Source organism: Bacillus sp. TE9106W (assembly GCF_054062215.1).
Window position 1 is genome coordinate 56,752 of the sequence record NZ_JBSSFA010000017.1, and the last position, 9,601, is coordinate 66,352.

A 9,601-nucleotide genomic window follows, 5' to 3' on the forward strand; every position below is an offset into this window, starting at 1 on the left:
TTTATGGCTACTTTACCAAATTGTCCAAAATGTAATTCAGAATATACGTATGAGGATGGCGTTCTTTTCGTATGTCCAGAATGTGCTCATGAGTGGGGCCAAGAAGCAGAAGCTGAAAATAATGATGGTGCAAAAGTTGTAAAAGATGCGAACGGAAACGTTCTTCAAGACGGCGATGCTGTTACTGTCATTAAAGATTTAAAAGTAAAAGGAACTTCTTCAGTTGTGAAGATCGGTACGAAAGTAAAGAGTATCCGTCTAGTTGATGGCGATCACGATATTGATTGCAAAATCGACGGTTTCGGAGCTATGAAGTTAAAATCACAATTCGTTAAGAAGGCGTAAGTAAATAAAAAGAGGAGGCGTATAGGCCTCCTCTTTTTATTATGTCATTTTTTGTCGGTAAGTCGATATTCCTTGTCGAATCGCCGATATATTTCAAAAATCGTTGATATATTTTGAGTTATGATAGATATATTCGAAAAATCGTCGATATAATTTCATTTACCATGAACAGTGCACAATTTAACGCCCGCCATAGTCAATCTCTTTCAACTGACAACGCTTATTAAAGAATGTTTTATAGCCAAGCTGTAAAAAGATAATGACAGCAAAAGCGGTACTTCCTGAAATACCAAGTATAATTGCGATTTGATATTGAATGGCTGTAAATGGTGATACACCAGATAAGATTTGTCCTGTCATCATGCCTGGTAAGCTTATAATTCCCATTCCGACCATAGAATTGATCGTTGGTAAAATGGCAGAGTCAAAAGCGTCGCGTATGAGTGGAGCAGTGGCTTCTTTTGGCGTTGCACCGAGCATAAGTGCTCCTTCAATTTGACCTCTTTGCGATTTCATATTGTTTAAGAACGTATTTGCACCGAGAGAAACACCGGTCATCGCATTTCCAACTAACATTCCGGTAATCGGAACGATATATTGCGGCGCATACCAAGGATCATGTCCGATAATAACAAAGATAAATAGTAGAAGTGGCCCAATGGATCCGGCTACCATGGAAAGAGCGGCTACTCGTTTTAATTCTTTAGACATAGGGATGTTAACTCGTTTATAAATATTAAAAATTGCAAAGGTAGTAATAGAAGTAATGAGAGCAATTGTATAAAATGGATTACTGTTTTCAAATACGTATGTAAGGACATAGGCAACAAGTACGAGCTGAATCGTCATACGGAATGTTGCGAGCGCGATTTGTTTTTCGCGAGGTATTCCTTTTAACTTCACAAGCCCAATTAAAATAAGAATGAAAATATATGCAGCGGCAAGTTGCCAAATTTGGAGTTCAATAACGCCCTTCAACTGAGAGCACTTCCTTTCTAGTTGCACCGTTTGCTTTACTAATCTCAATAATATCGTCCGCAATTTCTTCTGGAAGTTGTTGTGAGTGTGTGATGAAGATAACTGTTTTTTTCTTTTCTCTTGCTAGCGTAGTGAACTGCTTCATAACGCGTCGTTCTGTATCGCTATCTAACGCCGAAGTTGGTTCGTCTAATAAATAAACAGGTGGATCCATAAGTACGATACGTGCAAAAGCAAGTCGTTGTTTTTCCCCGCCTGATAAGGAATCAGCGTTATCTTCTAAACTTTTTTCTAAGCTAACAGTTTTTAATGCGCTTCGCAAAATATCATCATTTGGAAATGGTTTTTCAGAAAGACGAAGTCCCATTAATAGATTGTCTTTAATGGTTCCATCAAAAATAGGTGGTGTTTGCCCAAGCATGACTACGTCACGTCGTAATTGAATAGGGGGATAATCAGAAATTAGTTTTCCGTTATATTCAATTGTTCCAGATGTTGGAGATTGCAAATCATTTAACATACGGAGCAATGTACTTTTTCCGCTCCCACTCTCACCGATAATACATGTAATTTTTTCTTTTTGAATCTGTAAATAAGGAATGTGCAGTATATCTTTATATGTAACGTCTTGTAATATAAACATAGAGGGCTCCTTTCTAATTCTAGTTATATCGTATCAAAAAAGAGAAGATAACGGTTAGAAAGAGCAATGTTTTTTCTTCGTCTTGAGTTCTATTAATAAATTAAGTAAACGATCTAATTCTTGGCTGAAAGAAATTACTTTATGATGAGTGAATCCGTACTTTTCAACGAGATAGATCAATTCTTTCTTCTTCGCTTCTATGCGATCATTTAGTTTCGTTACGTTCATAAGTGAAATGAAATGCCTCCTATAAAAGTATTTACAACACAAAAAATAAGACCGAATGAATTCGGTCTTAAAGGAAATAAAACAACTTATAAATAGCATACACTGTTCATCAATAGTTTTTAATATAAAAATGAAAAATAAATCATTATCCATATTGAGAAAAATGTGTCTGATAATTATATTTTAACTCATAAAAGAGACTGTCTAATTAGTAGACAGCCTTTTAAGTATTAACCGTTATGATATTTGTACATCCAGAGGATACCGGATTTTAATAACCTCGGTACACGTCCCATTAATGGTTGGTTTGCGAGTAAACCGAAGCCGTGCTTCTTACCAAGAGAGCCGAGAACACCTTTTAATTTAATGACAGGTAGTTCGTCAGGAAGTGGTTCATTATGCCAACGTTTTAATAATATTTGGACAATTTGTTCTCCTTGTCCTTCAGCAAGTTGTGCAGATGGTGCGTGTGGAAGTGCTGCGCAATCTCCTACAACATACACGTGCTCGTTATTTGGAATATTGTGATATTTTGTTAAAACAACCCGGCCGCTACCATCTTGTTCAACTGGAAGGTTTCGAACAACTTCATTTGCTTGAATACCAGCTGTCCAGACGATTGCATCACATTCAAGTGGTTCATCGTGGTTGTACACAATATTTGGCTCTACTTTTGTAATGTTAGAGTTTCGTATAATAGTAACTTTATGTTTTACGAACCATTCTTCTACATATCTACTTAATTTCTCTGGATATGGGAATAGGATTCTATCTTTTCGATCAAATAAGTAGATTTTTAAATCAGAACGACTTTCGCGAAGTTCACTTGCGACTTCAACGCCACTTAATCCAGCACCAACAACAGCTACTGTTGCATTTGGTTCTAGACTATTTAATTGTTCATATGTCTTACGTGTTTGTTCAATCGATTGTAGGCTATGTGTATATTCCTTCGCCCCAGGAACGTTATGATACTTATCCTCACAGCCAAGTCCAATAATTAAATCATCATATTGGATTGCTTCGCCGCCATCGAGATGAACAGCTTTTTCTTCGAGATCAATATTTGTTACTGTGCCGTATTGAATATTGAGGCGTGGGTGTTCAGGAAACGGTATACGAATATGCGTTTCTGAAATAGTACCCGCAACTAATGCATAATATTCAGTTTTGAAGCAATGATATGGTACTTTGTCGATTAATGTCACTTGTACATCATCTGGAAGTTGGTTGCTTGGAAGTAGCCGCTGCAGAATTCTCATTCCACCGTAGCCGCCACCTAATATTACGAGGTGTTTCATGATGGATTACCCCTTTTCTGTTGAAATATCCCCTAATCATAAAATTTTATATTGATAAAATATTTTGACTTTACTCAATCAAATTATATCGAATTTGTGAACAAATAACAATGCATGAATGAATACTCTGTTGTACAATAAGAAGAAAAGTAGAGTAAACTGTTTTTCTTATTTAGTTACCATTTCATCGCAAATAGCATGTAATATAAAATAAATCATCTATTTTGAAGTGAAATAATGAAGTAACTGAATAGTTTAGAATGTGTAATGAAAACAACAAGAAACAGCTTAGTTTTCTTCTTATAGATAGAATCAGAAAGTAATTTGTTTTGTAGTACAGGGGGGAGAATTTTGATTAAACCATTAATTGAATTTTGTGTAGGTAACCTTGCGAGTGGTTCACAAGCCGCTTTAGAGAAATTAGAAAAAGATCCGAATTTAGATGTAATGGAGTATGGTTGTTTAGGATATTGTGGTATTTGTTTTGAGGGGCCGTTTGCACTTGTAAATGGTGAAGTTGTACAAGGTGCTACAGTAGAAGAACTTGTTAATAATGTATATGAGTATTTGGATGAAAATCCAATGTTTTAAGGTGTTGCAATCGGCAGCACCTTTTTCTTTTTCTATTAGATAAAATTTTATTTCGCAGGGGAGGATAATATTGTATATAAATAAAAAAAGGCCCTTTTAGAAGGGCATTTTTCTTACACAATTTGCGCAAGAATGGCTCATCGCCAAATGTTGTCAAATATGAGAAACGGGGGACATTCATATTGTGTTCTAAAAGCGTGCATTTTATACTTAACATAACAAATTATTTTTGGAGTGAATACAAATGAGCCAATTTTCTTTTACAAAAATGCATGGTCTTGGCAATAGTTATATATATGTAAATATGTTTGAAGAACAAATTCCTGAAGAAGATTTAGCTCTTGTGGCGGAAAAGGTTTCAAATATTAATACTGGTATTGGAGCAGATGGAATGATTTTAATTTGTCCATCTGACGTAGCGCCTGTGAAAATGCGCATGTTTAATAATGATGGATCAGAAGGAAAGAGCTGCGGTAACGGTTTACGCTGCGTAGCGAAATATGCGTATGAGCATAAACTAGTAGAAGATACAGTTTTCACAATTGAAACGTTAGCTGGCATTGTAACAGCGGAAGTAACGGTAGAAGAGGGGAAAGTTACGTTAGCGAAAATCGATATGGGAGCACCGCGTTTAACACGTGCGGAAATACCGATGCTTGGTGAAGGTGAAACCCCATTTATTCGTGAAAACTTCTTATACAATAATCATCGTTATGCATTTACAGCTGTTTCAATGGGAAATCCGCATGCGGTTATTTTTGTGGATGATGTAGAACAAGCACCTCTTACAACACTTGGACCAGTTCTTGAGACACATGAAATGTTCCCAGAACGAGTAAATGTTGAATTTATCGAGATTTTGAATGAGGAAGAGATGAACTTCCGCGTTTGGGAACGAGGATCTGGTGTAACACAAGCTTGCGGAACAGGAGCGTGTGCTGCAGTTGTAGCCTCTATTTTAAATGGGAAAATGGAACGTGGTAAGGAAATTACAGTTCATTTAGCTGGCGGCGATTTAATGATTGCATGGACAGAAGAAGGCAACGTGTTAATGAAAGGACCAGCGGAAGTAATTTGCCGCGGAGTGTATGAGTACAAGATAGAAGCGTAAAGATGTATAATAGAATGAGAACAGAAAGGATGGTGTATTTCATGATTGAAGTAACAGAACAAGCGGCTTTTCAAATTAAAGATATGTTAAAAGATGCTGAAGATGGAGAGAAGTACGTGCGCCTTGCTGTACACGGCGGCGGATGTACTGGCCTTTCTTACGGCTTAGGATTTGAAGTAGAACCAAAAGAAGACGACACAGTTCTTGAGTTTTTCGGTGTTGAATTTGTTATCGATAAAGAGAGTGCTCCGATTGTTAAAGGAGTAAAAATTGATTATAAACAATCTATGCTTGGCGGCGGATTCACAATCGACAATCCAAACGCAATCGCATCATGCGGATGTGGATCATCTTTCCGTACAGCGACGAATGCTGGTAAGCCAGAAGAGTGCTAAGTTTTTAGGTGAAATAGAGAAAGACCTTTTTAGCGATGGAATAAAATCGTTAAGGAGGTCTTTTCTTTTGGCGTGAAAGTCCAATTGATGACCGGATGAAGATTTCTAAAGTGAAGGAATAATTATTATCTTACAAAAGTGTAATGTTCATGTCATGTTTTTGAATTTCTTCTTTAAGCTTTGGGCTTTAAGATAACAATATAAGAAAAAACATATGAGGTGAAGGAAATGAAAAGATACATTGCACTATTTAGTATTTTAGTTGTATTTGCAAGCCTGTTAGTTGGTTGTGATATTAACCGTATGGGGAAAGATCAGTATTACGTTCAAATCACAGTAGATGGAAAAGAAACGTATAGTAAAGCTGATAATGGTGAGAAGTTTAAAGATTACCAATATAAATTAACTGGTTTTGATAAAGATGGTAAAGAGAAAGAATTAGAGTTCACAGCTCAAAAAAATCTTCGTAAAGAAGCATTCTTACGCGTATACAATTCAGATAAAAAAGGTGTAACAGCTTGGGAAGAAGTTAAGAAAGATGAGCTTCCTGCGAAAGTGAAAGAAAAATTAGGTGCAAAATAAGACAGAAAAAAGGAATTGACGAACAGGGTCAATTCCTTTTTATATTCTCAAAATCCTCTTCTGAAATGACTGTAAATCCATGTCTTTTGAATAAAGCAGTTGTTACCCCGTAACCAATTTGTTTATTGCCGTTAAATTCTCCCGTGTAAATGGTAGAACTACCACAAGAGGGACTGCGTTCTTTCAAAATAATATATTCTGGATGCAAATTTTTAATTTGTTCTAGCGCTCTATAAGCACCACTTACGAAAGATTCCGTGACATCTTCACCGTCTTTTGTCATCACTTTCGCTTTTCCATCCAAAACGTCATCGCCATTCCCGCCAATAATTTCAGCTGAGGGACGAGGCGTTGGCAATCCTCCTAATACTTCAGGACAAATAAGGACTGTATCTTCTTTTTGCAGGAGCTCCTCTATTTTTGAAACGAGATTGTCATTTCCATCATACCGACAAGCAATACCACCTAAACAAGCGCTAATTACGATCATATTTTCATCTCCAGTAAAAAAATATTAATTATCACGCCAATTTCCCTTCCAACCCCTTATTTATAAGTGAGGTGATAAAAATGGGAAGCTTATATAATTTAATGAAACCATATAGTGAATTTCGAAGTAAAGAAAAGTTTAATACATATCAAAAACAAGTTTTGAAACATTATCAATTTCAATTAAATAAAACGGATGCTACTATTATTCATTTTTTAGGAAAGTATGCAGTGAATGAGAAACAGAAAACAGTAGGAGTTGCTTGTCCATTAATGGAGACGATTGCGACGAATGTTGGAAAAAGTATTCGTACAGTACGCCGCTCTATTGCAAAGTTAGAGGAATTAGGAATTATAAAGCGTGTTGCAACGAAAGAAAGACATAAGCGCGGCGGGTATAGTGCGAACTTATATGTTTTTCTTACATCTGCAATTGACCGCATGGATGACCGTATGAAATTGTCCGCATGTGAAAGTGAGAATTATGCAGCTGGCTGTAGTAAAAATGAGCAAAAATATGAGGGGGAAACAATTCTTTCTAAAAACATTCCACAAATAAAAGAGAAAAGAAAAGTAACGTACGAGCTTGATGAGACGTATTGCCGTCACGATATACCGAAGCCTTTTATATATGCAATTCTGCCGATGACGAGTAATCCGAAGAAGATTAATATATTTTGGAGCAAGGTAGAACTTGCGTATAAAAAGAGCGGGTTACTAGAGCAAGGTGTTTTACTGGAGCAAATATTAGCTGATGAAGAAGTGTATGGAAATTTCATTTGGCGAGTAAAGAGTGTTGTGAGAGCGTATAAATACGGAGAAATCCGTAAAAATGTAAAGGCACTTTTATATAGCACAGTGCGGGATTTATTTTTAGAGGTTGGATTAGAATGGGGAGCAGCACTGAGAAGAAGTAAGGGGATACCGTTATTTGATCCGTTTAAAAAGGAGCCATGCGTAAATGCATGACTCCAAGTAGTTAATCAAACTTTCTTACAACTGGAACGCGAATCGCTACAAATAGTACAAAGACGATAACGGCGATTGCACCACTTTTCATAACGGTTACGATTGGAATTCCTATTGCAAGCGCGATTGATGTGAATGCATAAGAGAGCGGGATAAAGCCCATTGATGATAGCATAAGTAAACTCATTACGCGTCCCATCATTTCTTCTTTTACTGTCGATTGAATCATCGCCATAAGCGGAACGATAGCCATGGCGATTGTAATACCGTAAAACATGCCAGCTAATAACGCTTGCCATAGTACAGTGCTAAAGTTGATAGATAAGAAGAATACACCAGACAGTAGCATCATGACAATACAAAATAGACCGCGTCTACGATTAATATTTTTTAAACCGACAATGACAGCGCCTATTGCCATTCCGCCGCCTACAGATGCTTCTAAGTAACTAAACTGAAGCGAATCACCGTGTAGAACATTTTTAACGAAAAGCGGGAAACCGACTTGCATCGGACCGATTAAAAATAAGTTTAAAAATGCGCTACAAATAAGGAAAGTTGAAAGGAACGGTGATTCCTTTACATATAAGATTCCTTCTTTAATAGAAGTAAACATGCCCTTGTCTGTATTTTGTTGCTCTGGTATCGTAAATTGTATTTTTTGAACGAGTATAGCTGCGACAATGAGTAATAAAATTGTAATCGAGAAAATCGTTTCATAGTTCGTAAATTTAATAAGAATACCGCCAAGTACAGGGCCTAAGATGACCGATGCTTGGTTTGTCATTTGTGTAAGTGAGTTTGCTTGTGTTAACCGACTTTTTTCTACAAGTTCAGGTAGGATAGATCCATCAGCTGACCAGAAAAAGGCATCAGCAAGTCCAAAGAATAAAGCGAATAAAGCAAATGTATATAGTGTTACATCACCTACGATGAACCATGTGAGGATGGTTGCGACGAGAATAGCACGAATAATATTAGAATAAAACATAATGTTTTTTTTCGGGAATTTATCTGCTACAGCGCCGCCGATAATCATAAAAATAAGCCTTGGAACACTAAGAGCTACGAAAACAACACCGAGTGATGCCTCAAGGTTTAATGTTTTTGCTATGTACCACGTTTGCGAAAAAGTAAAAAAGGCTAAAGCGAAACTTGAAAAAAGAGTAGCTGCCCAAAGAAAAAGGAAGTTCGCATTTTTTAATAGCGGTTTTCCGCTTCCTTCTAAAGCAGATTTATTTTGTTGTAGTTCCTCCATATTGCTTCCTTTCTATGTACCGATTTTAGACTAAAAAACCTATTAACAATCGTTTTATACAGTTTCTAATATTTCTATACTGCACTTTCTCATTGTAGACAATTATGTTGAATTTGCACAGTGGCTATTTAACGACAAAAAAGAAGATACCAAATGGTATCTTCTTTTTTGTCGTTTAGGCTAATGCAATATAAATATCCAATTGTGCGTTGTTTGGATCTGTTGCTTTTTCATCGTATAGCTCGAAGTCTATTGTGAAAGCACGTTTATTTTCTTTTGACCATTTCCAAATATATTCCCAAGCCTCGCAAACAACTTCAGCAACTGGTCCCTTTCTCGTTGTAAATACCGCATACGTAGCGGCAGGTATTGTTAAAGTTGTCATAGTTTCTGGAACGTCTTCTAATGAAGAAACGGGCATGCCAATCGTAAAGGTATATGTACCCGTTTCATCTGATTCGTAGTTTGAGTAAAAAGCGAATGTTTCTTTCGTTTGTTGATTTGGAATGTGGTGCATGATTTGTTCTTGGAAGTACCGGTTCCAAAGCCCGGGAATTTTTCCTTCAGTAGATGCCTCTTTTTCATTTGTTGTCGTAATCGAAATGCCGATTGCTTGGAAAGCTTCTTTTTTTACGATGATAGGTTCTTTCATTTTAAAATATCCCCCTTATTATATAGAACGTTTGTTCTTATTTAATATAACATATTTTT

General features: G+C 36.5%; 13 protein-coding genes. 6 read left to right on the forward strand and 7 right to left on the reverse strand.

Translation table 11 applies throughout. The annotated features are described in order from the left end of the window. Positions 1 to 3 precede the first annotated feature (3 nt). On the forward strand, positions 4 to 345 hold the full coding sequence (gene phnA / locus ACVWY7_RS23600) for an alkylphosphonate utilization operon protein PhnA (protein ID WP_000212737.1): 342 nt from the start codon (positions 4 to 6) through the stop codon (positions 343 to 345). Positions 346 to 525: 180 nt separating this feature from the next. Here phnA and ACVWY7_RS23605 read toward each other — a convergent pair whose 3' ends face one another. From ACVWY7_RS23605 to ACVWY7_RS23620, 4 genes are all read right to left on the reverse strand, one after another. Next, the gene (locus ACVWY7_RS23605) at positions 526 to 1,323 is read right to left on the reverse strand and encodes an ABC transporter permease (protein WP_000679263.1); all 798 of its coding nucleotides are present in this window, start codon (positions 1,321 to 1,323) and stop codon (positions 526 to 528) included. Then, positions 1,307 to 1,966 (reverse strand): ABC transporter ATP-binding protein, encoded by a 660-nt coding sequence (locus tag ACVWY7_RS23610; RefSeq protein ID WP_000470339.1) that lies wholly within the window; start codon positions 1,964 to 1,966, stop codon positions 1,307 to 1,309. Before ACVWY7_RS23610 ends, ACVWY7_RS23605 begins: the two co-directional genes overlap by 17 nt. 54 nt (positions 1,967 to 2,020) lie before the next feature. After that, on the reverse strand, positions 2,021 to 2,194 hold the full coding sequence (locus ACVWY7_RS23615) for an aspartyl-phosphate phosphatase Spo0E family protein (protein ID WP_001103329.1): 174 nt from the start codon (positions 2,192 to 2,194) through the stop codon (positions 2,021 to 2,023). A gap of 230 nt (positions 2,195 to 2,424) precedes the next feature. Next, positions 2,425 to 3,495, reverse strand: a complete 1,071-nt coding sequence (locus ACVWY7_RS23620) for an NAD(P)/FAD-dependent oxidoreductase (protein ID WP_000682073.1) — start codon at positions 3,493 to 3,495, stop codon at positions 2,425 to 2,427. A 351-nt stretch (positions 3,496 to 3,846) separates the two neighbouring features. Between ACVWY7_RS23620 and ACVWY7_RS23625 the strand changes: the two genes are divergently transcribed. From ACVWY7_RS23625 to ACVWY7_RS23640, 4 genes are all read left to right on the forward strand, one after another. Further along, complete coding sequence (locus ACVWY7_RS23625) at positions 3,847 to 4,086, forward strand: YuzB family protein (RefSeq protein ID WP_000595026.1); 240 nt, start codon at positions 3,847 to 3,849, stop codon at positions 4,084 to 4,086. A gap of 244 nt (positions 4,087 to 4,330) precedes the next feature. Next, positions 4,331 to 5,197 (forward strand): diaminopimelate epimerase, encoded by an 867-nt coding sequence (gene dapF / locus ACVWY7_RS23630; protein ID WP_000077386.1) that lies wholly within the window; start codon positions 4,331 to 4,333, stop codon positions 5,195 to 5,197. A gap of 41 nt (positions 5,198 to 5,238) precedes the next feature. Beyond that, positions 5,239 to 5,592, forward strand: a complete 354-nt coding sequence (locus ACVWY7_RS23635) for a HesB/IscA family protein (protein WP_000573828.1) — start codon at positions 5,239 to 5,241, stop codon at positions 5,590 to 5,592. A gap of 228 nt (positions 5,593 to 5,820) precedes the next feature. Continuing rightward, on the forward strand, positions 5,821 to 6,174 hold the full coding sequence (locus ACVWY7_RS23640; protein ID WP_000833139.1) for a YxeA family protein: 354 nt from the start codon (positions 5,821 to 5,823) through the stop codon (positions 6,172 to 6,174). A gap of 28 nt (positions 6,175 to 6,202) precedes the next feature. Here ACVWY7_RS23640 and ACVWY7_RS23645 read toward each other — a convergent pair whose 3' ends face one another. After that, positions 6,203 to 6,664 (reverse strand): DUF523 domain-containing protein, encoded by a 462-nt coding sequence (locus ACVWY7_RS23645; RefSeq protein WP_000635498.1) that lies wholly within the window; start codon positions 6,662 to 6,664, stop codon positions 6,203 to 6,205. A gap of 80 nt (positions 6,665 to 6,744) precedes the next feature. On the opposite strand from ACVWY7_RS23645, the gene ACVWY7_RS23650 reads away from it, so the two are divergent. Further along, positions 6,745 to 7,632, forward strand: coding sequence for a helix-turn-helix domain-containing protein (locus ACVWY7_RS23650; RefSeq protein WP_000535286.1), 888 nt, complete (start codon positions 6,745 to 6,747; stop codon positions 7,630 to 7,632). A 10-nt stretch (positions 7,633 to 7,642) separates the two neighbouring features. On the opposite strand, the gene ACVWY7_RS23655 is transcribed toward ACVWY7_RS23650, so the two are convergent. Continuing rightward, complete coding sequence (locus ACVWY7_RS23655) at positions 7,643 to 8,890, reverse strand: MFS transporter (RefSeq protein ID WP_073526315.1); 1,248 nt, start codon at positions 8,888 to 8,890, stop codon at positions 7,643 to 7,645. Positions 8,891 to 9,065: 175 nt separating this feature from the next. After that, positions 9,066 to 9,542 (reverse strand): GyrI-like domain-containing protein, encoded by a 477-nt coding sequence (locus tag ACVWY7_RS23660; protein WP_000662558.1) that lies wholly within the window; start codon positions 9,540 to 9,542, stop codon positions 9,066 to 9,068. Between the last annotated feature and the right edge of the window lie 59 nt (positions 9,543 to 9,601).

Bases quoted from the DNA above. Each gene is read 5' to 3' on its own strand.
- phnA (WP_000212737.1), top strand. From the start codon at position 4: ATGGCTACTTTACCAAATTGTCCAAAATGTAATTCAGAATATACGTAT.
- ACVWY7_RS23610 (WP_000470339.1), bottom strand. From the start codon at position 1,966: ATGTTTATATTACAAGACGTTACATATAAAGATATACTGCACATTCCT.
- ACVWY7_RS23650 (WP_000535286.1), top strand. From the start codon at position 6,745: ATGGGAAGCTTATATAATTTAATGAAACCATATAGTGAATTTCGAAGT.
- ACVWY7_RS23640 (WP_000833139.1), top strand. From the start codon at position 5,821: ATGAAAAGATACATTGCACTATTTAGTATTTTAGTTGTATTTGCAAGC.
- ACVWY7_RS23620 (WP_000682073.1), bottom strand. From the start codon at position 3,495: ATGAAACACCTCGTAATATTAGGTGGCGGCTACGGTGGAATGAGAATT.
- ACVWY7_RS23635 (WP_000573828.1), top strand. From the start codon at position 5,239: ATGATTGAAGTAACAGAACAAGCGGCTTTTCAAATTAAAGATATGTTA.
- dapF (WP_000077386.1), top strand. From the start codon at position 4,331: ATGAGCCAATTTTCTTTTACAAAAATGCATGGTCTTGGCAATAGTTAT.
- ACVWY7_RS23655 (WP_073526315.1), bottom strand. From the start codon at position 8,890: ATGGAGGAACTACAACAAAATAAATCTGCTTTAGAAGGAAGCGGAAAA.
- ACVWY7_RS23645 (WP_000635498.1), bottom strand. From the start codon at position 6,664: ATGATCGTAATTAGCGCTTGTTTAGGTGGTATTGCTTGTCGGTATGAT.
- ACVWY7_RS23660 (WP_000662558.1), bottom strand. From the start codon at position 9,542: ATGAAAGAACCTATCATCGTAAAAAAAGAAGCTTTCCAAGCAATCGGC.
- ACVWY7_RS23615 (WP_001103329.1), bottom strand. From the start codon at position 2,194: ATGAACGTAACGAAACTAAATGATCGCATAGAAGCGAAGAAGAAAGAA.